This is a genomic window from Psychrobacter sp. CX10 (genome assembly GCF_057621575.2).
Genome location: NZ_CM177736.1, coordinates 2,494,566 through 2,520,622 on the forward strand (window position 1 = coordinate 2,494,566; position 26,057 = coordinate 2,520,622).

Below are 26,057 nucleotides of genomic sequence, written 5' to 3' on the forward strand. Positions count from 1 at the left end.
CGGATTATTGTAATTACGTAGTTCTGTTCTTTAACAACTATAAACGTTGTTCTTTATTCAAGATCTATTAGCATTTACTCAAAGTCTATTAGCTTTAAAACAGACCTATAAGCATTAAAACTTTGTTATAATTTTATATAATATAAGCGATAATAATAGCATCAGAATTATAATTAAACTATATGCCTATGTTAAATCTTAATTCTATTGTATAGAAAATGTAAAAATAACCCGCATACCTTACATAAATTTAAACAACTCTTTGTTATATCGGTTTATTATTATTTATGAATACTATACAGTAGGACAACAATTATTAGCAGTTTCAAAACCATTAATTTTTTTAACCATAATTTGTTAAATTTAGTTAATTTTTTAGGTTGTTTTAACTTTTTTTAATGAAGTTATTCACAAATTTTCCATAGCACTTATCTTATTGTTTGTGAAGATTAGCATGTTTTTGTGCTGCCTTCTCAATAGGTTTTAATGGTGAGGGTTTAAATTATTTTATGAATGATGAAGCTGATAGATTTGAAATATTATAAAAGTTCGTATTTGAGTGGGTTTCCTACTTTTTTCTATTACTTTACAGGAGAGACAGCATGGACAACATGTTTGTTAATTTTAACGAAAATTTTACAGGGCCAATAGGCTCTATTATCGCCGCTATATTAGTCTTTGTTATCGGTTGGTTGATCGCTATGGCACTGGGTGGTGTTGTGCGTAATCTATTATCTCGTGCAAACTTAAACCAGCGTATGAACTCTTCAACTGGTAAGTCTTACGATTTAGAGAACTTAGTATCTAAAGTGGTTTTTTGGTTTATATTTTTAATGGCCATTGCTGGTGCATTAAGTATGCTAAACCTGACTGCGATTTCTACACCATTTGCTAATATGATCGATAGTGTCATCACATTCGTTCCAACGCTTATTGGTGCTGCTGTTGTTGGTGTTGTAGGTTGGGTTGTGGCTACTGTTGCGCGTACAGCAATCAATGCCGCCCTATCAAAAACATCTTTGGATGAAAAACTAACCGCTGAGGCTGGTGTTCAGCCAATGAGTAATACCATTGCAGATATGGTGTACTGGGTTATTTTACTATTCGTTTTAGTTATCGTTTTAGGTCAGCTAAAACTTGATGGTCTATTTGCTCCATTAACCAATATGGTTAATAAAGCAGTTAGCTATATCCCTAACATCTTTTTGGCCGCTGTTGTATTCTTCGTAGGCTATATTGTTGCCAAGATTGTTCGTGGTATCGTTACTAACATGGTATCAAGCTTAAATTTACAAGGATTCGCTGAAAAAGCAGGTATTAGTAATAATCGTGAAAACAGCCTTCCTAATATTGCAGGTTCACTAGCATTCTTGTTAGTTATTATACCTTCAATCATTATTGCTCTTGATACGCTGAAAATTGAAGTTATCTCTCGCCCAGCAACTAACATGTTGAACAAGATTTTAGATGCTTTACCTAATATCTTTACAGCAGCTGCTATTTTAGTAATCACTTACTTCATTATGAAAATGGTTGCTAATGTGGTTAAAGGGTTATTAGAGAATACAACAGTTGATAGACTTCCTGCTAAAGTTGGTCTTGATAGTGCAATGGGTACGACTAAAGTCTCAGATCTAGTAGGTCACGCAATTATTTTCTTTGCTATGTTGTTTGCAAGTATTTTAGCTGCAGATCTACTAGGTTTTGAACAAATTAGCGGTATCATCACTATGTTTATCGCTTTTGGTGCTGATATTATTTTAGGCGCAATTATCCTATTTATTGGCTTCTGGTTAGCTAACATCATCGCTGGTGTGGTTGAACGTTCTGATAAAGGGTCACAATTCTTAGCGAATATCGTTCGTGTTCTTATCATGGGCCTTGTACTTGCTATGGGTCTAAAAGCAATGGGTATTGCTGATTCAATTGTAAATCTAGCCTTTGGTTTAACTCTAGGTGCAGTGGCAGTAGCCTTTGCATTATCTTTCGGTTTAGGTGGTCGTGAAGCCGCAGCACGTTTATTGCGTAAGCTTCAAGACAAAGCTGAGACAGAAGCGACTAAAGCTAAAGCTAAAAAAGTAATTGCAGATACTGAAACTAAAACAGGTGAAGAGCCTTCAATTACTACCCTTTCAGGTAATGAGCCTTCAGTTCCAGGTTCTGATGATCTTTAATTTGTTATTCATTTAGTTATCAATTCAATAGCATTTAATCGTATTTATTTAAATAATTAAGGCAGCGCTAAGCTGCCTTTTTTTTATATTATTATTTAATCAAATATTTGAAGTTAAATATCGTTAATATGAGCATGCTTTATTTATTTTATCTTTTATTAATCTAAAACGCGAAGTTACTTATCCTTCTATTAATATGGTTGCTATAGACATTATTTGTTGTCAAAATCTATATATATACATTATCTATTTATCTATCAATCACGGGTTCTAAACATGAGAAGATTTAATAATAAAATTATCATTATTACTGGCGCAGATTCAGAGCTTGGTCATGCGACCGCCATGCGACTGGCTAGAGAAGGCGCTATCATTATATTGATTGGAATGGATGATAAAAAGTTAAGTGCTACAGCAGATGAATTGCCTGAAGACCATACTTGGATCAATGCAGGCAATCATTTGTCAGTTACCTCAGACATTACAAACCATGATCAAGCTAAAAAGTTAGTAGACTATGTAGTAGATAGATATCAGCATATAGATGGGGTCATCAATATTAATACCAATTTTACTATGGAGGCGCCCTTAGTCTCAGAACTGAGTCAAACCCAAGGTAATATAGTAGACGTTTATGCACTGCCTAACAGTGAAAAAGAGTGGAGTCTGCCCAATTATTATGAGCTGATACAAAAAGTAGAGAAAAACATAAAAAAACACGCGTATCAATACGCTTTGCAGAGCATACGAATTAATGCGGTAGTTGTCGGCGCTATAAAAGACAGTATCGATGGTGATAAACTCAGTGAGTTTACGCAGCAAAGTCCGTTAGCTCAGCCCATCGAATTAGAAGATGCCGTTGAATCTATTACTTTTTTAGCAGATGAGGATAATCGCCAATTAACGGGGGTAACTTTGCCCGTTGACGGCGGCTTGAGTCTTAATCGGCAAACAGATTACTAAAGAATAATAGCAATCGTTGAGTCAAACAACAATAAATCAAACAACAATGTATAGGTAGGACAAATATAAGTAAAACAAAGATTGCTAATTATAATATGGTTAAGACAATAGAAAACACTTTCAAACTACTGGAAAGTGTTTTTGTATTAATCGGAATATGATAATAGATTACCCTCTGTCTTCAGTATAGTCTTTAAGCTGCTTTGACATATTTTTAGGGTATTTAGGTGCGACACCTTCATATTGCGAAAGAATCCTGTCCATATCGGCATCAAAATCATCTGTCACATATATTGCCTGCATAAACCGTAATTCTTTAGTTTTGTAATCCATCGCAACCGGAATAATGGGTACATTTGCTTCTTTAGCAATATAATAAAAACCCGACTTAAGCTTATCTGTATAGCCTCTTGTACCTTCAGGCGCCAGCCCTAAGAATAAAGACTCGCTTTGTTTCATTCGTTCTATACTTGCCTGTAAAACAGAGCCCTTATTACTGCGATTAATAGGAATGATTCCTGCCCATTTAAAAAACTTGGACGTTATAGAACTTTTAAACAAACTGTCTTTACCCATTATTTTCAAATCTAAATCCAATGCTAATATCATTGGTATGGCATATAATCCATCGAAATTTGAGGTGTGAGGAAGCCCTATGACGACTGCTTTTTTAACATTAGGTATCTCACCTAGTACTTCCCAACCAAAAAGACGTAATAGCGTCTTACCAACTTTGGGCGATAGATGACCACCACGCTTTGGAATATTATCCCCTAAAAAAGCCGCTTTTAATTGCTTTCGTTTTGAAGCCAAATCTATTTTTGATTTCTTATTAGACATTTGCGTGCATCCCTACTATCTTTTTTAGTTAGAAAAGTAATCAAGGCCATACTAGGTTTATATTAGTGACAAATTTCTATTAGTGACAGGATTTTATTAGTAACAAATAGTACTAGACCATTATCTCGGCAAGGTCACCTTTACGCTCTAACCAAGACTTTCGATCTGAAGCCCTTTTCTTAGCCAATAACATGTCCATAATACTACTTGTTAGCTGCATATCATCCATATCCAGTTGAACCAACCGACGTGTATCTGGATTCATTGTGGTTTCACGCAATTGTTCCGCGCTCATCTCTCCCAATCCTTTGAATCGTGTAATCTGAGGTTTTTTATTTCCAGACACTTTGCTCAAAATATGCGTCATTTCAGATTCATCTAGTGCATAATGTACTTCTTTACCGATATCTATTCTATATAAGGGCGGCATAGCCACAAACAAGTGTCCTGCATCAACCAATGCCGGAAAATGCTTGACGAATAATGCACAGATTAAGGTCGCAATATGTAATCCATCAGAGTCTGCATCGGCCAAAATACAAATTTTGTCATAGCGCAGCTCCGATAAATCATCGGAAACGGGGTCTACGCCGATAGCAATCGCAATATCATGAATCTCGCGACTTGAAAGCACGGTATCAGGCGATACCTCCCACGTATTTAAAATCTTACCACGCAGGGGCAAAATCGCTTGAAAATGACGATCACGGGCCTGCTTAGCACTACCCCCCGCTGAATCACCCTCTACCAAAAATAGCTCAGCACCATCACGCACACCGCCTCGACAGTCGGCAAGTTTTCCAGGTAATGCTGGACCCTGAGTGATTTTTTTACGGGCTACTTTCTTTGCAGATTTTAATCTTTTTCCAGCTTTTGAAATTGCTAATTCAGCTATTTGTGTTCCTAATTCAGCGTGCTGATTTAACCATAAACTAAACGCATCTTTGGCTTGAGCTTGAACCGCAGCTGCTGCTTCGCGGCTTGATAACCGCTCTTTAGTTTGACCTGAGAACTGTGGCTCTGAAAATTTAAGAGATAGAATATAGTTCACACCATCCCAAATATCTTCTCCAGTGAGTTTGACATTTCGCGGTAGTAAATTGTGTATATCACAAAACTCTCGCAGCGCTTCTAAGATTCCAGTGCGCAACCCATTAACGTGTGTTCCGCCTTGCGCAGTAGGAATTAAGTTCACGTAGCTTTCCTGAATCGGATTACCGCCTTCAGGAAGCCAAGAGAGCGCGAAGGTGACGCCAGCTCGCTCGCCATCTTTGGCTTCATAGTTAAAGTAAAAAGGTTCTGGTGGCAGGGTTTCAAGACCATCTAGCTGTTCACTTAAATACTCAACGACCCCATCGGTGAACTGCCACACTACTTTATCTTTGTTAGCTTCGTCATAGAATTCTATGGTGAGCCCAGCTGCTAATACCGCTTTTGCTTTTAAGTTATGTTTTAGCTGTTTTACGCTAAACTTGGGGGTATCAAAAAAACTTTCATCAATCCAAAAGCGGACCTTAGTCCCTTTTTTTCGCTTATTAGAACTGACTGACTCAGTAAGCTTGGTAACAGGTGCGCCATTTTCAAAAGCAATGTCATATTGCGTGCCATCACGCCATACCGTTACTTCTACTCGTTTTGATAACGCGTTAACAACGGATATACCGACACCATGTAAACCGCCAGAGACTTGATAATTGCTCGTATTAAATTTACCTCCAGCGTGCAAACGAGTCAGAATAATCTCGATACCCGTTTGATTAAATTCTGGATGAATATCGGTGGGCATACCACGGCCATCATCTTCGACTGACAATGAGCCATCGTCGTGTAGCTGTACTTTAATAGTTTTAGCATGACCTGCTAATGCTTCATCTACTGAGTTGTCAATAACTTCTTGCGCAAGATGATTAGGACGCGTGGTATCGGTATACATACCAGGGCGACGGCGTACTGGCTCTAACCCTTCTAACACTTCAAGTGACTGTGCGGTGTAATTACTCACTATTATTTCCTTTGCTTAGCTAGCTAATACTTATCTGCATATTATAACGAATATACTGCTTCGTATGGGGATATAGACGATATTAACGACAGTAATTGTCGTTAAAAAAACAACAAAGCTTAATGTTACGCTTTTAAATATTGTCTTTGATATATTCTAAGACCGCTTCTAATCGATCTAATAGTCTTACTATAATAAAGTTTGAATACGTTCCAATATCGATGGTAGCTGCTGTTCAAAGTCTGTCATACGGTGATCTCCTCCTGGTTGTAAAAACACTTGAACTCCTTGAGAACGATAAAATTTTGTAGAAATATTAGGATCTAATAGTTCATCACCGTCTTTAATAATCGCAATAACTTTTTTAGGATATACAATCTGTTCTAGCTTATGGCAATTGAACCATTCTAAATCAGCAAAAGTTATATGCCATCCCCCTATGGTTTTATAAATTACTTCTTGTTTCTCATTATTTTGTACGCCGTTTTGAACGCTATCATTATTATTTTGATCATTACTTTGACACATATCATCTACAAAGCGTTGTAAGCTTACATGAGGCCTAGTACTCGGGTTTAGTAATACTGCAGGGCATCCTGTCTCATTGCTAAGTAAGCTTGAAAAGTAGCCGCCTAATGAGCTCCCTATAACAAGAGTTTGCATAGAAGGTGGTCCAGTCCCAGCATCTGAACTTACTAACTCACAAAGCTTACTGAAAACCTTCTCAGGCGATTGATTCAAATCTGGTCTTACAACTTCAATATCAGAATGATAGATTCGACAATATTTCTCAAGTAATAAACCTTTCATTGAGTTAGATGAACTATCAAGACCATGAATATATATAATTTTCATGTTTAATCCTTTATCAATAGCAATCGATGAAGATTATCATGAATGTAAGCGAGAAAGAAATCGTGCTAAAATTGAATATTCCACGTAAGGTTACACTGGCAACAGATATGACCTAACTTCGACCTTTTAGCTTTTAAAAGGCTGAGGACCTTTTTTATAAGACTTATAGACGGTATATCGTTTTATGTTGGATCAAATTGAACTATTTGAAATTGAGAACCCTTGTATTGGGATTTGCCAAAGCAATAAAAAAGGCTATTGCTTTGGCTGTCTACGTAGCCGTCACGAGCGTCAATTGTGGTTGAAATTGAGTAATGAAGAAAAGAGAGAGGTTCTAAGACTAATTACAGGCCGTAAGAAGAGAATAGAGCACATGCGGATTCGTCAAAAACAGCAAATGGAGTTGGACTTTGAACAAGAGGTTGAAGTTGGCAATTTATTTGATGATTTGTTTGAGAGTTAGTTTTTTCTATATGAATAAGTTATTGTTTGGCTTATGGCATTGTGTACCCATACATATTAGTTAAAAGACATAGAAAACCCACCCAAACAAAAGCCCCCTGTACATAAGTACAGGGGGCTTTTAGGGTATAGGGAGCTGACGATGACCTACTCTCACATGGGCGGACCCACACTACCATTGGCGCAACGATGTTTCACTTCTGAGTTCGAGAAGGGATCAGGTGGTTCCATCGTGCTATTGTCGTCAGCAAAGGGGGTATAGATATGAGTTGTTGTATTGAACCTGAATCAAGTCACTTATATAAGTGATATAAATAATCAAATATATAAGTATATTATCAGGTGATATCGAAATAATTGGCTGATGTACAACTTTAAAACCACTTGGGTGTTGTATGGTCAAGCCGATCGAGCAATTAGTACAGGTTAGCTACACACATCACTGCGCTTCCACACCCTGCCTATCAACGTTGTAGTCTACAACGACTCTTAAGGGAAATCTAATCTTGAGGTTGGCTTCCCGCTTAGATGCTTTCAGCGGTTATCCAATCCGAACGTAGCTACCGGGCAATGCCATTGGCATGACAACCCGAACACCAGCGGTTCGTCCACTCTGGTCCTCTCGTACTAGGAGCAGATCCTCTCAAATTTCCAACGCCCACGGTAGATAGGGACCGAACTGTCTCACGACGTTCTAAACCCAGCTCGCGTACCTCTTTAAATGGCGAACAGCCATACCCTTAGGACCTGCTTCAGCCCTAGGATGAGATGAGCCGACATCGAGGTGCCAAACACCGCCGTCGATATGAACTCTTGGGCGGTATCAGCCTGTTATCCCCAGAGTACCTTTTATCCGTTGAGCGATGGCCCTTCCATACAGAACCACCGGATCACTAAGACCTACTTTCGTACCTGCTCGACTTGTGGGTCTCGCAGTTAAGCGCGCTTTTGCCTTTATACTCTTTGAACGATTTCCGACCGTTCTGAGCGCACCTTCGTACTCCTCCGTTACTCTTTAGGAGGAGACCGCCCCAGTCAAACTACCCACCATACATTGTCCTCGGTATTGTTATACCTGAGTTAGAACCTCAACATGACCAGGGTGGTATTTCAAGGTTGGCTCCACAAATACTGGCGTATCTGCTTCAAAGCCTCCCACCTATCCTGCACAAGTCAGGTCAAAGTTCAATGTAAAGCTGTAGTAAAGGTTCACGGGGTCTTTCCGTCTAGCCGCGGGTACACAGCATCTTCACTGCGATTTCGATTTCACTGAGTCTCTGCTGGAGACAGCGCTGCCATCATTATGCCATTCGTGCAGGTCGGAACTTACCCGACAAGGAATTTCGCTACCTTAGGACCGTTATAGTTACGGCCGCCGTTTACTGGGGCTTCGATCAAGAGCTTCGCCTTACGGCTTACCCCATCAATTAACCTTCCAGCACCGGGCAGGCATCACACCCTATACGTCCACTTTCGTGTTTGCAGAGTGCTGTGTTTTTAATAAACAGTTGCAGCAGCCTGGTATCTGCGACTGCTAATAGCTTACGGAGCAAGTCCTTCACCATCAGCAGCGTACCTTCTCCCGAAGTTACGGTACCATTTTGCCTAGTTCCTTCAGCAGAGTTCTCTCAAGCGCCTTGGTATTCTCTACCTGATCACCTGTGTCGGTTTAGGGTACGATTCGTTTATGACTAAGTTTAGAAGCTTTTCCTGGAAGCATGGTATAGACCGCTTCGCTGTACAAGTACAGCTTGCTATCAGATCTCAGCATTAATAGCCCGGATTTACCTAAGCCATCTGCCTACATCCTTTCACCTGGACAACCATCGCCAGGCCGGTATAACCTTCTCCGTCCCTCCATCACATCATAAACAAGTATCGGAATATTAACCGATTTCCCATCGACTACGCCTTTCGGCCTCGCCTTAGGGGTCGACTCACCCAGCCCCGATTAACGTTGGACTGGAACCCTTGATCTTCCGGCGTGGATGCTTTTCACACCCATTATCGTTACTCACGTCAGCATTCGCTCTTGTGATACCTCCAGCATGCCTTACAACACACCTTCTCAGGCTTACACAACGCTCCCCTACCACTTGAAACAATTTTCAAATCCGCAGCTTCGGCTCCTAGTTTGAGCCCCGTTACATCTTCCGCGCGGGCCGACTCGACTAGTGAGCTATTACGCTTTCTTTAAAGGATGGCTGCTTCTAAGCCAACCTCCTAGCTGTCTATGCCTTCCCACTTCGTTTCCCACTTAACTAGGAATTTGGGGCCTTAGCTGGCGGTCTGGGTTGTTTCCCTCTCCACGATGGACGTTAGCACCCACCGTGTGTCTCCCGGATATCACTCATCGGTATTCGGAGTTTGCATCGGTTTGGTAAGTCGGTATGACCCCCTAGCCGAAACAGTGCTCTACCCCCAATGGTGTTCGTCCGAGGCGCTACCTAAATAGCTTTCGGGGAGAACCAGCTATCACCGAGTTTGATTAGCCTTTCACCCCTATCCACAAGTCATCCCCTGGCTTTTCAACGACAGTGGGTTCGGTCCTCCGGTGCCTGTTACGGCACTTTCAACCTGCTCATGGATAGATCACTCGGTTTCGGGTCTATACCCCGCAACTAAACGCCCTATTAAGACTCGGTTTCCCTACGGCTCCCCTAATGGTTAACCTCGCTACAGAATATAAGTCGCTGACCCATTATACAAAAGGTACGCGGTCACCCCACAAGGAGGCTCCCACTGCTTGTACGCACACGGTTTCAGGTTCTATTTCACTCCCCTCACAGGGGTTCTTTTCGCCTTTCCCTCACGGTACTGGTTCACTATCGGTCAGTCAGGAGTATTTAGCCTTGGAGGATGGTCCCCCCATCTTCATACAGGATTTCTCGTGTCCCGCACTACTTAATATGCTTCATCTAGAATTTCGACTACGGGACTATCACCCACTATGGTCAGATTTCCCACTCTGTTCGTCTATTCTAAAATCCGTCGGCTCCTCCCCGTTCGCTCGCCGCTACTAGGGGAATCTCATTTGATGTCTTTTCCTAAGGGTACTGAGATGTTTCACTTCCCCTCGTTCGCTTACTAATAAATTAGTATATCTAGTTTACACTAGATGGGTTTCCCCATTCAGAAATCTCCGGATCACAGGATATTGCCGCCTCCCCGAAGCTTATCGCAGGCTGTCACGTCTTTCATCGCCTCTGACTGCCAAGGCATCCACCATGTGCGCTTAATTACTTGACCATACAACCCCAAAGGGTCTTTGTCAGCAATTATAACGATATCACCTTGATAATTTACGCTTGATTCAGTTCTCTTATTACTTTTTATAACCAACCTCTTGGGATAACAGCAATACTATAATAGCTATTGACGTTAAAAAGGTTGATTAATGGATAAACAATGGCTCAGTGAATGATTCATCGTTTATCCGAATATTACAACTCATATCTATGTTTTTAAATAGTAATAACGTCTTCATCAGATCGTTATGTTGTTTCTGTATAAAACAGAAGTAAGAAATCGTTTTACTGATTGCTTACTTCTATTTTATCTTCTTACTATATATGTTACGTCTCTTGCAATCATCTAGTAATGGTGGAGCCAAGGAGAGTCGAACTCCTGACCTCCTGCGTGCAAGGCAGGCGCTCTACCAACTGAGCTATGGCCCCTGAGAAGCGTGTAAAAAAAGCACCGCTTTTTTAGCTTCGCAAGAGAAATTTCCTTAAAGGGAAATTTCTAGAAGCCTTGTACTTTCCAAGATCTCATATGGTGGGTCTGATAAGACTTGAACTTATGACCCCCGCGTTATCAACACGGTGCTCTAACCAGCTGAGCTACAGACCCTGAGCGAGGATATAGATGAAGCACTGCTTCATCCCGAGCGCAAGAGAAATTTCCTTTAAGGGAAATTTCTATAAGTCTTGCTTCCTCGAAAGCTTTTATCTACTAAAACTAAAGAACAACTTGTTGTGAATTCTTGCTGACCGAATGCCGTTTATAAGGAGGTGATCCAGCCGCAGGTTCCCCTACGGCTACCTTGTTACGACTTCACCCCAGTCATCGACCACACCGTGGTGAGCGCCATCCTAAAAGGTTAGGCTACCCACTTCTGGTGCAATCAACTCCCATGGTGTGACGGGCGGTGTGTACAAGGCCCGGGAACGTATTCACCGCGGCATTCTGATCCGCGATTACTAGCGATTCCGACTTCATGGAGTCGAGTTGCAGACTCCAATCTGGACTACGATAGGCTTTTTGAGATTCGCATCACATCGCTGTGTAGCTGCCCTCTGTACCTACCATTGTAGCACGTGTGTAGCCCTGGTCGTAAGGGCCATGATGACTTGACGTCGTCCCCGCCTTCCTCCAGTTTGTCACTGGCAGTATCCTTAGAGTCCCCGGCCAAACCGCTGGTAACTAAGGAAAAGGGTTGCGCTCGTTGCGGGACTTAACCCAACATCTCACGACACGAGCTGACGACAGCCATGCAGCACCTGTATTCTAATTCCCGAAGGCACTCTCGTATCTCTACAAGATTCTAGATATGTCAAGACCAGGTAAGGTTCTTCGCGTTGCATCGAATTAAACCACATGCTCCACCGCTTGTGCGGGCCCCCGTCAATTCATTTGAGTTTTAACCTTGCGGCCGTACTCCCCAGGCGGTCTACTTAGTGCGTTAGCTGCGTCACTAAGGGATCAAGTCCCCCAACGACTAGTAGACATCGTTTACGGCGTGGACTACCAGGGTATCTAATCCTGTTTGCTACCCACGCTTTCGAACCTCAGTGTCAGTATGATGCCAGGAGGCTGCCTTCGCCATCGGTATTCCTTCAGATCTCTACGCATTTCACCGCTACACCTGAAATTCTACCTCCCTCTCACCTACTCTAGCCTAACAGTATCAGATGCAGTTCCCAGGTTAAGCCCGGGGATTTCACATCTGACTTATTAAGCCACCTACGCTCGCTTTACGCCCAGTAATTCCGATTAACGCTTGCACCCTCTGTATTACCGCGGCTGCTGGCACAGAGTTAGCCGGTGCTTATTCTGCAGCTAATGTCATCGCTTATGGGTATTAACCATAAGGTCTTCTTCACTGCTTAAAGTGCTTTACAACCAAAAGGCCTTCTTCACACACGCGGCATGGCTGGATCAGGGTTGCCCCCATTGTCCAATATTCCCCACTGCTGCCTCCCGTAGGAGTCCGGGCCGTGTCTCAGTCCCGGTGTGGCTGATCATCCTCTCAGACCAGCTACAGATCGTCGCCTTGGTAGGCCTTTACCCCACCAACTAGCTAATCCGACTTAGGCTCATCCAATAGCGAGAGCGCAAGCGCCCCCTTTTCCCCGTAGGGTGTATGCGGTATTAATACGAGTTTCCCCGTGCTATCCCCCACTACTGGGCAGATTCCTAAGTATTACTCACCCGTCCGCCGCTCGACGCCTGATAGCAAGCTATCATCGTTTCCGCTCGACTTGCATGTGTTAAGCCTGCCGCCAGCGTTCAATCTGAGCCATGATCAAACTCTTCAGTTTAATCTTGCTTGTAACCTTTCACTTAATTAAAAGTAAGATAGATTACTAATCTTGGCTCATTTAATACTAGCAAATTGCTTTTCGTATGTTTCATATAATGAATTAACTTCGAGTTTTTCTGCTGTATTAAATGATAATTTTTTATAGTTAGTCATTATCCATACCTATTAATAGATACAAACAATCCCAACTTCATTTTTAGCATTCTTAATCAGCAAAAATCCACACAAGTTGTTCTTTAGTTCTAGCTTTTAAATAATGACTAGCTTGTCGTCCAAGACTAGTTGTGCTATAAAGTTATTAGCCTCTTCAATTTGAAGTGCTGTAAGCTTTAGTAGCGAGCCGTCTAGTATATAAATTATTATATATTCTGTCAAGCTTTATTTTATTCTTTATCAAAACATTTTTCTCTATGTCTATCTGACTTAGTTCATGTTGTCCTGATGAGGTGCGTATTATAGACACTTTATTTTTAGTGTCAACTGTTTACTTTATTTTTCTTTAAGTTTTTAGCATGCTAATTTCAAATAGAGAATTCTGTTTGGATTTAAAGGATTCTTGTCGTCATAAAACTAAATATATTGACATATAAGTTTCTTGTTCTTGCCTAATACTTCATTTAAACCATACTACTTTTAATCTATATCCTATTATAATTAAGTTTCAATAAATTCCTGCTTCTAACCCTGCTGCTAATGTCATCGCTAGCTCCTCCACCTGATCAATAAACCTATCTTTCCATTCCCCTTTTAATATTAAAGCTTCGTGTATCCACTCCCAGCGTAGTCCTGTTGTAATGGTCTTCATAGCTCGCTCGGTTCCTGTCCCATCTTGGCCCGCTCGAATATAGACAGCAAATGGCATCCCTTGCTTCTTTTCTAATATGGGGTAATAGCAACGATCAAAAAAGTCTTTAATCAGTCCTGCCATATACGCAAAATTCTCTGTAGTGCCTAATAATAGCGCATCTGCTGCTAATACATCTTCAGGCTGCGTATCTTGTGGGGACTTTAAAATAACCTCTACTTCTAAGTCTGGGTGATCGGCCCCTCTTGCAGCGGCCTCAGCCAGTTTTTTAGTATTAGGCGATGGCGCATGAGCAACGATAAGTAACGTTTTATTAGACATAGTATTCCCTTTATATTAGATAGCTATTATTAGAGAACTTTTACTGAACAGCTTTTATTAAATACTGTCTGGGTACTTGAAAGTTATATCTTGATTAATATCTGGATGAATACTTTTTGCTACAGGGCAAGTTAATGCAGCGGCTTCAAGAACTTTACGCGTTCGCTTATCAAACTCTTTATAAAACTCAATACTTACTTTGATTTCACTAACTCGGCGTGGTTCAGCAGCCATAACTTTTGTTACATCAGCTTTTGTACCAATCACGTTTACTTCCATATCCGCAGCTTTAATACCAATAATAGTCAGCATACAACTTGCCAAACTGGTCGCTAATAAATCAGTAGGTGAAAACGCTTCACCTTTACCATGATTATCGGTTGGCGCGTCAGTAATAATTTGATTATTAGATTGTAGATGCAGCGCTTGAGTACGCAAATTGCCTTGGTATTCTACCGTTGAAGTCGTCATGGAGCTATCCTTTTTGCTTGTCTTTATTTTATGACTGTATGTCATGGTTATTAAATAATTTTCAGTTCTAATAATCGAGTGTTTACTTAATGAGCTCCATCATATAGGCAATGTTTTCAGTTGTGCCTATCAGCGCGCTGTCGGCTTGAAGTATATTGTCAGGCAAAGTGTTTTGCAGTGTTTCTAGGATGATGTTGATATCAATAATAAGACGATACATGCGCTCATAAACATATTGAGTCGGTTTTTAAATATTGGAATATAAGGCGTAGGCTATTAGAAGTAGGGTTTCGTTTGACCTATTTATTACCTTATTGTAGTTCTATATTGCACCTCTATCCGCGAGGAGCAATAGGTGGCAATGATTTAAGATGTTCATAGGTACCCTTAACTAAGATATTAGAATCTACTTTATCAATATGCGTATGCCCAGTGAACGCCATTGTAATATCACACTCTTTATATAATATTTCTAAAGCACGGCGAACGCCATCTTCTCCATAAGCGCCCAAACCATACAAAAAAGCACGACCTATCATCGTCCCTTTAGCACCCAATGCCATAGCTTTTAAAATATCTTGTCCTGATCGTACCCCACTGTCTAGCCATATCTCAATATCGCTACTCTCACTTTGTATTGCTTGTACAATATCGCTAAGACTGGCAATAGAGGATGGGGCACCATCTAATTGGCGTCCGCCATGATTCGAGACGACCATCGCATCAGCGCCACTACGGGCAGCCATAATGGCATCTTCGGGTTCCATAATGCCCTTAATAATAAGCTTACCGCCCCACATCTCTTTGATTCTAGCCACATCATCCCAACTTAATGCAGGGTCAAATTGTTCGGCAGTCCATGACGACAAGGAGGACAAATCTCCCACACCTTTTGCATGTCCAACAATATTACCAAAGGTGCGCCGTTTAGCACTGAGCATATTTAAGCACCATTCTGGCTTAGCCATAAGATTAAGGATATTTGCAGGGGTAGGTTTGGGCGGCGCGGATAGACCGTTTTTGATATCTTTGTGACGCTGACCAAGGACTTGTAAGTCTGCAGTCAATATCAAGGCAGAACAATTGGCCTGCTTAGCACGGCGTATAAGGTTTGACATAAATTCTTTGTCACGCATGACGTATAGCTGAAACCAAAAGGGGCGATTGGTATATTCAGCCACGTCTTCAATAGAACAAATACTCATGGTCGACAATGAAAAAGGGATGCCAAATTTCTCGGCCGCGCGGGCAGCGTGCATCTCACCATTTGCCCACATCATCCCTGTAAAACCCGTCGGAGCTATCGCAACGGGCATGGTTACCTTCTCACCGATCATTGTCGTAGCTAAGCTGCGATTTTCCATATCGACAAGCACTCGCTGGCGTAATTTAATACGATCAAAATCCGTCTCGTTGTTGCGATATGTTGTTTGTGTCCAAGAACCTGAATCCACATAATCGTAAAACATACGCGGAACTTTACGCTCAGCGACTCTGCGTAAGTCTTCTATTTCAGTCATCTTCATTAAGTTTTTCATACGACTACTCTCGTTATGCACTAACATCCATGTAGGTTTTCATAAACGTCCATTATAGTCTATATTCATAAAAACAATACAACTATGTCAATTCTTTATGCGCCATTATTTGTACGATAGCTATGACCTAAATCCATCTAAATCACGATACCAAACTTTAATCCGCTCTATACTGAATACAAATATACCCAATACAAAGCGTTTTAATTTTAATATAAGCAATTCTCAAGCGATTGTATTCCCACTAAGCTTTAGCAAAGTTACTGAGCGAAGTTACTGAGCAAAGTTAGTAAGTAAAGTTAGCGCCTTTAGCAATCGGGTGCGACTCGTTAGCAAACGGTAATATTTGATACAACACAAGATTATCCATACGATTTTCCTTATGATGCACCATTATATGGCTAATGCACTGTTTTATTGCATCTGGCTTTAAATAATGGCTCCTCCTTACGAACTATCAACGTCATCAGCATGGCATAGATATTGTAACGATAAAGCACTGTTCATACTAAAACAGTAGCGTGCAAGTTACGATACGGATCTTAAAATGGATATGCAGAAATTTCTATCACAACATGAGCTACCAGATAACTATATAAAAACCGCACAACAATGGTTCTTGCCGCTATGTGAACGGATAATAGAGCACCATAATAGGTCATCCCATCCCTTTATTGTAGGCATTAGTGGTTGCCAAGGCTCTGGTAAAACAACACTTACTAGCTATCTAGCAGAGTATTTGTCGGCCCAACATGATAAAAAAATCGTCTCTTTATCAATAGATGATTTTTATTTCAGTCAAGCTGAGAGATTGGCATTAGCAAAAAACATTCATCCTTTATTAAAAATACGAGGGGTACCCGGTACTCATGATATAACGCTGGCCATCGAGACATTTGATCGACTACAAAATGGCGCTTATACCTTGATACCACGCTTTAACAAAGCCTCTGACAATCCTTACCCTACCGATAAATGGGCTACAATAAATTATCGACCAGACATCATTTTATTAGAGGGTTGGTGCGTTAACTTAACGCCACAGCCAGTTGAAGCATTATCAGAGGCAGTTAATGAATTAGAAAAAGAACATGATGCTAAGAGGATATGGCGTACTTATGTTAATAAGCAGCTTAGTCAGGATTATCAAACTTTGTTTGATATGGTCGACTACAAAGTATTCTTAAAGGCGCCGTCGTTTGATTGTGTTTTCAAATGGCGAGGCGAGCAGGAACATAAGCTTGCAAACACTAATACAAAAGATAAGGCAATTATGACTGATGAACAAATAGCAATTTTTATTCAGCATTATCAAAGACTGACCGAACACACCTTGAAGACACTACCCAATGAATCAGATACCGTATTTTTTCTTGATGAATCCAGAACTATCACCAATCAAAAAGTAGTTAAATAATTAGAATATTATGATTAAAACCTTAGTTTTTACAGATATGGATGGTACTTTACTTGATCACCACACCTATTCATACACAGCGGCAATACCAACATTAAATAAACTTCGGAAAAAAGAAATACCGGTCATACCTACAACCAGTAAGACTTATGCCGAAATGCAGACACTTCGACATCGTATCGGACTAAATGGCCCGTTCATTATAGAAAATGGTGCTGCTATTTATATCCCCCTATTCTTTTTGAAGCATAAACCCATTGATACCACTGTAATAGACGGCTTTTGGTGTAAGTCCTTTATAGCAGATAAATCACATTGGATAAGTTTGCTTGAACAGTTAAATGATGAGTTCTCAGATCAGTATAAGCAATTTTCAAAGATGAGCGTATCCGATATCCAAGAGTGTACCGGCTTAGACGCTCAGTCCGCTGCCTCAGCCGCCAAACGTCAATTTGGAGAACCCATTTTATGGTTAGGAGATGACGCTGACAAAGCTAAATTTATCAAAGCTATAAAAGACAAAGGGGCCTATCCTTTAGAAGGTGGACGTTTTATCCATATTTCGGGAGATTGCAATAAAGGACAAGCGTTACAGTGGCTGGCGGCTGAATATGAAAAGCAATTCAAAGTCGATACCCATACTATTGCTCTCGGCGATGGTCAAAATGATGTTGCCATGCTTGAAGCCGCTGATATAGCAGTACGTATTGTCTCCCCTACTAACCCGCCGCCTGACGTTAATAAAGAAGAGGTTTATACCAGCTCGATGACAGGTCCTGAAGGCTGGGACGAGATGCTAACCACACTATTAAAACTATAGATTACAAATGATATATTAAAAACTTAACTATTATAGTCAGGAGGACTTATGGCTGATTTTTTTCAAAACGGCGTTATTACTACTTTACACAACTTGACGCGTCGACCTTATGAAGATATCGAAGCTGAACTTGTTCAGTTTTCAAAAAAACGTCCGATGGGTCTTATACTGCCCTCTTTATTTTCAGAGCTTGAAGGTGATGCCTTACCTCATATTGTTAGTGAACTTCAAGAGGTTCCTTATTTATCAGAAATTGTGATTGGTTTGGATAGAGCCGATGAGACTCAATACCGACAGGCATTGAAATTTTTTGATAAGTTGCCGCAGCATCACCGAGTCTTATGGAATGATGGTCCTCGGCTTAAGGCGCTTGATCAAGAACTTCAAACACATGGATTAGCGCCAAAGGAGATGGGGAAAGGTCGCAATGTTTGGTATTGTATGGGTTATATTTTAGCCTCAGAACGTTCAGAATCAATCGCATTGCATGATTGCGACATCACTACTTATGAAAAAGATCTTCTTGCCAAACTGATCTACCCTGTTGCTAATCCTATGTTCAACTACGAATTTAGTAAAGGCTACTATGCACGTGTTGCCAATGGCAAAATCAATGGCCGAGTCTCTCGTCTGCTAGTGACGCCGCTTATACGCGCTCTCAAACGCACCATAGGAGATAATGATTATTTAGAATTTATGGACAGCTTTAGATATCCATTAGCTGGTGAGTTTTCGTTTAGACGTGATGTGTTAAACGACATTCGTATCCCTAGTGATTGGGGACTGGAGATTGGTGTTCTCTCTGAAATGCATCGTAATTACGCTCGCAACCATCTGTGCCAAGTAGATATTTGTGATATCTATGATCACAAGCATCAAGATTTGTCACAGCACAATGATCAAGGCGGTCTATCAAAAATGTCTATTGACATCACCAAAGCTTTGTTTCGTAAACTGGCCACACAAGGCTACATTCTGAGTAACGAGACATTTCGATCCATTAAAGCTACCTATTACCGAATTGCTTTAGACTTTGTCGAGACCTATCACAATGATGCGGTCATGAATGGATTAAAGCTTGATATTCATAATGAAGAAAAAGCGGTCGAAATGTTTGCCAGTAATATTATGAAAGCCGGTCAAAGCTTTTTAGATAATCCTATGGAGACACCGTTTATACCAAGCTGGAATCGGGTAGCAAGTGCCATACCCGATATTAGTGAACGACTCATTGCAGCAGTAGAAGCGGATACCGCTGAGTTCAGGGCGTAGGAGTAAGCAATATGGCACTACAAACTCTTCGTGACAAGATCATACACCATTTGGATAGTATTTACGCCGATGTTGAGATGGATATTAGCTATCAGGCACTGGCTACTAAACTGCTGGAAACCATTGGTATTAAGTCTGAAGACGATATCGCCTCTCCACAGGCTCATCACAATTACTGGAATGAAAGCGATATTGTGATGATTACCTATGGTGATAGTGTCGTTAAAGAAGGCGAGAAGCCGTTAGTTACTCTGCATACTATTTTAGATGACTACTTCAAAGACACTATTAACAACGTGCATATTCTACCATTTTTTCCTTTTAGCTCTGACGATGGTTTTGCGGTTATCGATTATAAAGCGGTCAATCCGAGCTTAGGTTCTTGGGGTGACATTACTGCCATTGGCAAAGATTATGACTTAATGTTTGACTTGGTCATCAATCACTGCTCAGTACAAAGTGAATGGTTTCATAACTTTATAAAAGGTAGTGGTACAGGCCATGACTTTTTTTTCACAGCAAGTCCTAGCGATGATTTATCGGATGTGACCCGTCCTAGAGTCACTCCTTTACTACGAGAAACACAAACCGTAAACGGGGATGACTATGTATGGTGTACCTTTGGGCATGATCAAGCAGATTTGGACTTTAGCAATCCAAATGTACTACTTAAATTTGTCGAAATTATCCGCTTTTACATCGACAATGAAGCCAAGTTATTCAGACTAGATGCAGTGGCTTTTTTATGGAAAATTATTGGAACAACCTGCATTAATCTACCGCAAACCCACGAGGTAGTGCGGTTATTGCGCACATTAATTGAACATGTCGATCCATCAATTATCATTATTACCGAGACTAATATACCTAATCAAGAAAACTTAACCTATTTCGGTAATGCCAACGAAGCACACGGCATATATAACTTCTCCTTACCACCATTATTATTGTATACGCTAGCTTCTGGCAACTGCACTTACTTAAACAGTTGGATGATTAGTATGCCACCAACACAGAGCGGTACCGTATATTTCAATTTCATTGCCTCCCACGATGGTATTGGTCTACGACCTGCCGAAGGATTGCTGGCGGACGAAGAGATTGGCGCTTTGGTCAATAAGATGCGGGAGTTTGGTGGACAGGTTTCGAGTCGTGCGTTAGCGGATGGTAGTCAAAAACCGTATGAGATTAATATCACTTTGTTTGATGCACTACAAGGCACTTTTGCTGGACCCGACGAGTATCAAATTGAGCGCTTTATTTGTGCCCAAGCTATTATGTTAGGTATCGAAGGTATTCCAGGTATCTATATTCATAGCCTGCTAGCCACATCGAATGATTACGAAGGTGTTAATCGCACGGGGCGTAACCGCTCAATCAATCGTCATCGTTGGGAATTTGATAAGTTGGAAGGCTTATTAAATAAGCCCGACTCAAATCAATATATCGTACACGAAGTGCTGACTAAACTTATCAAAATACGTAAAGCACAACCTGCGTTTCATCCGAATGCCCAGCAGTTCACCCTACAATTGGGCTCCCATATCTTTGGCTATTGGCGTCAAGATCTAAAACGCAAGCAAAGCATTTTCTGTCTGAATAATATTACTGCTCAAAAACAATCCATCTTACTGTCTGATATTAATTTAATGGATACTGACAACTGGAAAGAGCTGATTACCGATCAAAAAATAGATTTATCTACTGAGTTTTTAGAATTGCAACCGTATCAGACCATGTGGATCAGTAATACTTGATTAGCTACTTAAACGAACATTAACCTTGATACAATCCAGCCGATGCATAATCTAGCCAATGTATAATTTGGACGCAGATTTATAAGGGACTAAGGCTGAGGGTACAAAGTTTTTTACTGAGTTTATATGTTTGATTGAGTCATCGAAGAAGATATGCGGTGCAAAAGTTTTTAAAACCGCTGTCTTCTCTAATCCCCCCAAAAAAAACGCCATATCAACGTTAACATCCCATTCACGTAGGGTTTTTATTGCTCTTAAATCTGCAGGCGCATTACGCGCTGTCACCAATGCAATTTGTATAGGCGCGGGCTCAAGATTACTGGGGATATTGTTTTGTAGCTTCGATAATTTGATGAGTAAATCTGCGTAGGGTCCCTTCTCAATAGGTAAGTCAGCCATACTGGCTTCTCTATCATGAAACGCCTTTAAGCCTTTTTGTCTGTATAGCAGTTCACCAGAGTCATCAAACAATACCGCATCACCATCAAAGGCAATGCGCAGTTGTTGTACATCCAACTCATAAGTATTAACAGGGGTTGCACTCAATATGGCACATGCACAGACATTGGCGTCGGTCACTTTTTGTGCGTCGGTTTTGTTGGTGGTTAAAAATAAATCTACTTTAAAGTCTCTAATATAATCCGTCACATCATTACCCGAAATAAAGGCAGAACGGGTTATATTCAGTTTGCGCTCACGAATGGCATTCAATACCCTAATACCAGTGTCAGGTGATGTTTTAGATACGATAACGACTTCAACAAGTGGCGATTCGACCTCGTACGTTTTGTTGTCGACATGATATTGGTTAAGGTTTAATATGGCTTGAATGAGCGGAAACCCTGCGCCCGTCTTTAAGGGTTCATTTTCTCTCTGTTGCATATACTCACGAAACTTCTTCGCTGCTGTAGCAGGATCCTGTTCAATTAGTTTTTTACGATAGATTTCTGTTTCGCTTAAATCAAACAATGCCGTTGCCGATATTGCAACGATTAACGTATTAGAAAAATCAACAGCCATAGTTCAAACCTTTATGCTTCTGAATTGAATCTGAACCCTCTTTAAACCGTTTTAGGGATAAGCCCTTTAAGGCTTGTCACCTACTAGGGCGTGTCTTGATTTAAAAATGAAGACACGCCCTAATTATAATATATTCGATTCAATTTAATTCTGCTATAAGGCGACCGACCGCAGATAATACAAGTAGTACATCTAGGGCGGTTAACACCGTAGCAGGTTTAAAGTGGATTGACTATACCTGCTTTATTGTCACTTTAAAGAGGTTAAACTCTAGTCTAACATTACTGGTTAGCACAGTGCTATTGCTGGGTTGTGTAGAATCACAATAGTTATAGTCAGTGAACTATAATTCAGCTCATATCTTTTAAGTAGAAATGAGTTGAAATAGAAATGAATTAAGAAATTCATTTGTACTAACATACCCTTTAAGCTCTTGATAAAACAGAAAGCGCTGCATTAAATAAATGCAACGCTTGTCAAAGTCTAGGGCGCATCCCTATTTGGTTGATGAGGCTAAAAATGAGGTAGTTTAACCAATCTTACCGATGGGCGGTTACTTCCTCAATATTTCTTTTTATAAACCCATACCATGTCTACCCATAGGACGTTCACCATTTCCAGCTCGCTCGCCACGCTGTTCATGTAGCTGCTCTAGCTGTGCTCTTTGCTCTACAGTTAAGACCTGAGCAATGGCATGTTTAGTTTGTGCCTGTTTTATAAAGCGCTCTTTTGCTTGCTCAGCATGCTCATTTGCAAGGCTATTGAGTGCTGCTGTATTCAAAGTTTTTCTATTCATTAAAGTTTGCATTCGAGCACGGTTTTGTTGACGCTCAGCTTGACGGTTTGCACGTTCGTTTTGACGCTTAGTACGCTGTGCTTGTTTAATGGTATCAATTTGCTGTTGTTGAGCATCGGTCAAGTCAAGCTGTGCCATGACGCCTCGTTGCTTACCAAAACCTTCATGTCCATCGTGGTGACGCAAGTCTGTACCTTTCACATTTTTTTGCTGCATCGTACTGGCTTTAGCTGTTGAGTAATCAACAATATTTGCTTGACTTATACCGACAACTGCTAGGGTGCTTGATAACGCCAATAGTGAACTGATTGCAAATTTCTTCATGTTTGTATTCCTATTCATTACGAGATTTATTTTAAAGTTGATTCAATAAGCGGATAAGCGCTTTCGCTGTATCCACAAATCAAATAATAGCGAAGACAAACATTGCATACTTTGATGAAACATTAAGAAAGGTAACAATTGCTTCTACGTCTACAGATTTGGTTGCTTGCTTACTCATACCTCGTTATGATTTAAACAAGTAATTATAATAGATTTTACTGACTCGAATGAGTAGCTTATGACATATGTTTTATTGGGTGATGACGATAAAGAGTTAACCGACTTACTACAGGAGTATTTAACCAATCATGGGATAACTTGCGATTGCGCTTATGATGGTGAAGAAGTATTACAGAAATTGCAAAATACGTCTCATCAACCCAAATATGATTTGTTGGTGTTAGATATAATGATGCCAAAAATTGACGGCCTAAGTGTTTTGCGTCGACTGCCGTCTATTATCCAAATACCAGTAATTATGCTCACCGCAAAAGGTGATGAAATCGATAGAATTATTGGTCTTGAGCTTGGCGCAGATGATTATATCTCTAAACCTTGTAACCCTCGTGAGTTACTTGCTCGTATCAATGCAGTGATTAAACGTAATAAAACACCTACCGTCGACGCCCTGCCGCTTAGCCACGATAGGTTACATCTTGATCAATCACACCGTATCTGCCGAATCGATGGCAATGAACTGGCAGTAACGGGTACTGAGTTTGATTTATTAGTAGCGTTGGTACGAATGCAGAGTAACACTTTACAAGGAAATATTGCCAGTAAAGAGTGGCTGTCACAGACGGTATTGCAACGAGATCTACAACCCTTTGACCGCAGTTTAGATGTGCATATTTCGCGTTTACGCAAAAAGTTACAACCTTATCATGACGATCCAATTAAGGCCATTCGCGGTAAAGGGTATCAGTTAGTATTATGACAATATCTATTCCACGGTTTACCCTCTTTTGGCGTTTATTTTTAAGCTTATTACTGATGTTGCTGATTACCTCAACGCTCTCAGTAGGTATTGAGCGATGGTTAAATAACAAACAAATTAATAACCTTATGCAAGAACAGGTGACGCATTTATTAACGGTACGTGAGGAAATTAGTGCTTTAATAGAAAAAGGAGAGTTTAATAGCATCCGTCAACGTTATCATCAAGATAGAATGTTAATGGAGCAAGTTCGTATTCTTGATGATCAAGGTAATCTGCTATCATTTAAACGTCCAAGACCGTTAAACTATCAACCTCTACCACCTCCAGATAAGATAACTAATAAAAATAATAGACAAGATAATCGCCATACTGAAGTTTCAAGAGTGTGGCAACAAATTAGTGTTAATGAAGACAGCTATCCACAACTTGCTGACACGACAGCGCTTGCACCAAATGGTCGAAGCTATACTGTTCAATTACAACCAAGATTACCATTACGTGAAATTAGATCATCTCAGCGCAGTTATACTGGACTACGTATAACGCTTACTTTATTACTCAGTATGCCCGCATGTTATTGGTTAAGCCGGACGTTAACCAATCGTATTCGTAAGTTGCAGCACGCCGTACACCATATAAGTGAGGGTAGCTATGAAAGTAATACTGAGTTAACCCAATTTGGCGATGACGAATTGGGCGTACTTGCAAGAGAGGTAGCGCAGCTATCTGAGCGCTTAGATAAAAGTGAAAAGGCACGTAAGCGGATACTAAGTGATATTTCGCATGAACTTCGTTCACCCCTTGCCCGTTTAGATGTTGCTACCGAATTGGCTCTTGATTTCGCGCCTGAAGCGAAACGCTATTTAGAACGTATCGACAAAGAATCTGGACGCATGAACCATCTGATAGACCAAATCATTCATATTCAGTCACTACAGATGGACGATAAACATCTAAATAAAGATGATATTGAAAATATTGATATTCTTGAAATATTGGAAAGTATTAGGAAGGATGTTAGCTTCGAGTTTCAGCATAAACAAGTGAATTGGCGTTGGATACTGAATGTAGAAAAGGACAGACCTAGTACATATAGTGTAATTGGTAATTACGAACAGCTTTATAGCGCTTTCGAAAACATTATACGCAACGCCTTCGAACACACCAGATTAAATAGTGAAGTAGGTATATCTGTAGATAATGTATCTATCGGCGACAATAAGAACACTTTAAAAGTTACCGTCACTGATGCGGGTTTAGGCATTAAAGACCCAACAGACTTAGAACGTATTTTTCAGCCCTTTGTTCGTTTAGATAATGCACGTAGTCGCAATTCAGTTAAAAGTGGTAGTTCTGAACCTATAGAGACGAAATCTACAGGCTATGGACTCGGACTGTCAATTGCGCATGCCATCATCACTGCGCATCATGGACAAATTCGGGCATTTAATCGTATAGATAATAGTAACGGATTAAGTATTGAAGTTGTTTTACCATTGAATGAATAGTAGATTTTTAACTATAGTCCATTCACTTTAAACCTACTACGGTGTGACCGCCCTAGACGTAATGGGTGTACTTTCTGCGTTCGGTCGCCTTATAGCAGAATTAAATTCAACCGACTATATGAAGGTATAAAAAGCCATTAATTCTCGTTTTTAATACCAGACATAGAGAACTATTAGAGTAATAAAAAGATAACAATACTTAAAGTCAAAGTATATTCGTTAAAACC

The 26,057-nt window shown here is 40.4% G+C and carries 18 protein-coding genes, 2 tRNA genes and 3 rRNA genes; 9 read left to right on the top strand and 14 right to left on the bottom strand.

What is annotated here, in order from left to right; all coding sequences use genetic code 11:
- Positions 1 to 602: 602 nt before the first annotated feature.
- Positions 603 to 2,174: a mechanosensitive ion channel gene (locus AC21OH_RS10055; protein ID WP_487370040.1), complete on the top strand. Its 1,572-nt coding sequence runs from the start codon at positions 603 to 605 to the stop codon at positions 2,172 to 2,174.
- Positions 2,175 to 2,450: 276 nt separating this feature from the next.
- Positions 2,451 to 3,137 carry an SDR family NAD(P)-dependent oxidoreductase gene (locus AC21OH_RS10060; protein WP_487370041.1) on the top strand — a complete coding sequence of 229 codons (687 nt, stop codon included), beginning with the start codon at positions 2,451 to 2,453 and terminating at the stop codon, positions 3,135 to 3,137.
- A gap of 168 nt (positions 3,138 to 3,305) precedes the next feature.
- Here AC21OH_RS10060 and AC21OH_RS10065 read toward each other — a convergent pair whose 3' ends face one another.
- From AC21OH_RS10065 to AC21OH_RS10075, 3 genes are all read right to left on the bottom strand, one after another.
- On the bottom strand, positions 3,306 to 3,977 hold the full coding sequence (locus AC21OH_RS10065) for a lysophospholipid acyltransferase family protein (protein WP_487370042.1): 672 nt from the start codon (positions 3,975 to 3,977) through the stop codon (positions 3,306 to 3,308).
- 112 nt (positions 3,978 to 4,089) lie between these two features.
- The gene (parE, locus tag AC21OH_RS10070) at positions 4,090 to 5,979 is read right to left on the bottom strand and encodes a DNA topoisomerase IV subunit B (RefSeq protein WP_487370043.1); all 1,890 of its coding nucleotides are present in this window, start codon (positions 5,977 to 5,979) and stop codon (positions 4,090 to 4,092) included.
- A gap of 189 nt (positions 5,980 to 6,168) precedes the next feature.
- Complete coding sequence (locus AC21OH_RS10075; protein ID WP_487370044.1) at positions 6,169 to 6,834, bottom strand: YqiA/YcfP family alpha/beta fold hydrolase; 666 nt, start codon at positions 6,832 to 6,834, stop codon at positions 6,169 to 6,171.
- Between the two features lie 184 nt (positions 6,835 to 7,018).
- On the opposite strand from AC21OH_RS10075, the gene AC21OH_RS10080 reads away from it, so the two are divergent.
- Positions 7,019 to 7,297: a DUF1289 domain-containing protein gene (locus AC21OH_RS10080; protein WP_487370045.1), complete on the top strand. Its 279-nt coding sequence runs from the start codon at positions 7,019 to 7,021 to the stop codon at positions 7,295 to 7,297.
- 133 nt (positions 7,298 to 7,430) lie between these two features.
- Here the strand turns inward: AC21OH_RS10080 and rrf are convergent.
- From rrf to AC21OH_RS10125, 9 genes are all read right to left on the bottom strand, one after another.
- A 5S ribosomal RNA gene (gene rrf / locus AC21OH_RS10085) occupies positions 7,431 to 7,545 on the bottom strand.
- A 146-nt stretch (positions 7,546 to 7,691) separates the two neighbouring features.
- Positions 7,692 to 10,545: ribosomal RNA gene (locus tag AC21OH_RS10090) — 23S ribosomal RNA — on the bottom strand.
- Between the two features lie 352 nt (positions 10,546 to 10,897).
- A tRNA-Ala gene (locus tag AC21OH_RS10095) sits at positions 10,898 to 10,973 on the bottom strand.
- Between the two features lie 98 nt (positions 10,974 to 11,071).
- Positions 11,072 to 11,148, bottom strand: a tRNA-Ile gene (locus tag AC21OH_RS10100).
- Positions 11,149 to 11,302: 154 nt separating this feature from the next.
- Positions 11,303 to 12,839 (bottom strand): 16S ribosomal RNA (locus AC21OH_RS10105).
- Together the 16S, 23S and 5S rRNA genes with 2 tRNA genes alongside form the textbook arrangement of a ribosomal RNA operon.
- A gap of 663 nt (positions 12,840 to 13,502) precedes the next feature.
- The gene (locus AC21OH_RS10110; RefSeq protein ID WP_486536821.1) at positions 13,503 to 13,967 is read right to left on the bottom strand and encodes a flavodoxin family protein; all 465 of its coding nucleotides are present in this window, start codon (positions 13,965 to 13,967) and stop codon (positions 13,503 to 13,505) included.
- Between the two features lie 57 nt (positions 13,968 to 14,024).
- Positions 14,025 to 14,438: an OsmC family protein gene (locus tag AC21OH_RS10115; protein WP_486536820.1), complete on the bottom strand. Its 414-nt coding sequence runs from the start codon at positions 14,436 to 14,438 to the stop codon at positions 14,025 to 14,027.
- A gap of 82 nt (positions 14,439 to 14,520) precedes the next feature.
- On the bottom strand, positions 14,521 to 14,658 hold the full coding sequence (locus AC21OH_RS10120; RefSeq protein ID WP_486536819.1) for a hypothetical protein: 138 nt from the start codon (positions 14,656 to 14,658) through the stop codon (positions 14,521 to 14,523).
- Positions 14,659 to 14,773: 115 nt separating this feature from the next.
- The gene (locus AC21OH_RS10125; protein WP_487371437.1) at positions 14,774 to 15,976 is read right to left on the bottom strand and encodes an alpha-hydroxy acid oxidase; all 1,203 of its coding nucleotides are present in this window, start codon (positions 15,974 to 15,976) and stop codon (positions 14,774 to 14,776) included.
- Between the two features lie 547 nt (positions 15,977 to 16,523).
- On the opposite strand from AC21OH_RS10125, the gene AC21OH_RS10130 reads away from it, so the two are divergent.
- From AC21OH_RS10130 to AC21OH_RS10145, 4 genes are read left to right on the top strand one after another with little or no spacing between them, the layout of a single operon-like run.
- Complete coding sequence (locus AC21OH_RS10130; protein ID WP_487371438.1) at positions 16,524 to 17,393, top strand: P-loop NTPase fold protein; 870 nt, start codon at positions 16,524 to 16,526, stop codon at positions 17,391 to 17,393.
- A 10-nt stretch (positions 17,394 to 17,403) separates the two neighbouring features.
- On the top strand, positions 17,404 to 18,213 hold the full coding sequence (locus AC21OH_RS10135) for an HAD-IIB family hydrolase (RefSeq protein ID WP_487371439.1): 810 nt from the start codon (positions 17,404 to 17,406) through the stop codon (positions 18,211 to 18,213).
- Positions 18,214 to 18,261: 48 nt separating this feature from the next.
- Positions 18,262 to 19,485, top strand: a complete 1,224-nt coding sequence (locus AC21OH_RS10140) for a glycosyltransferase family protein (protein WP_486536815.1) — start codon at positions 18,262 to 18,264, stop codon at positions 19,483 to 19,485.
- Positions 19,486 to 19,496: 11 nt separating this feature from the next.
- Positions 19,497 to 21,242, top strand: coding sequence for a sugar phosphorylase (locus AC21OH_RS10145; RefSeq protein ID WP_487371440.1), 1,746 nt, complete (start codon positions 19,497 to 19,499; stop codon positions 21,240 to 21,242).
- A gap of 51 nt (positions 21,243 to 21,293) precedes the next feature.
- Here AC21OH_RS10145 and AC21OH_RS10150 read toward each other — a convergent pair whose 3' ends face one another.
- Both AC21OH_RS10150 and AC21OH_RS10155 read right to left on the bottom strand, forming a co-directional pair.
- Positions 21,294 to 22,262: a 5'-nucleotidase gene (locus AC21OH_RS10150; protein WP_487371441.1), complete on the bottom strand. Its 969-nt coding sequence runs from the start codon at positions 22,260 to 22,262 to the stop codon at positions 21,294 to 21,296.
- 574 nt (positions 22,263 to 22,836) lie between these two features.
- The gene (locus AC21OH_RS10155) at positions 22,837 to 23,382 is read right to left on the bottom strand and encodes a Spy/CpxP family protein refolding chaperone (protein WP_487371442.1); all 546 of its coding nucleotides are present in this window, start codon (positions 23,380 to 23,382) and stop codon (positions 22,837 to 22,839) included.
- A gap of 238 nt (positions 23,383 to 23,620) precedes the next feature.
- Between AC21OH_RS10155 and AC21OH_RS10160 the strand changes: the two genes are divergently transcribed.
- Both AC21OH_RS10160 and AC21OH_RS10165 read left to right on the top strand, forming a co-directional pair.
- Positions 23,621 to 24,319, top strand: a complete 699-nt coding sequence (locus tag AC21OH_RS10160; RefSeq protein ID WP_487371443.1) for a response regulator — start codon at positions 23,621 to 23,623, stop codon at positions 24,317 to 24,319.
- A complete protein-coding gene (locus AC21OH_RS10165; protein ID WP_487371444.1) occupies positions 24,316 to 25,830 on the top strand; it encodes a sensor histidine kinase in 1,515 nt (504 codons plus the stop codon). Before AC21OH_RS10160 ends, AC21OH_RS10165 begins: the two co-directional genes overlap by 4 nt.
- The last annotated feature ends 227 nt before the right edge of the window (positions 25,831 to 26,057 follow it).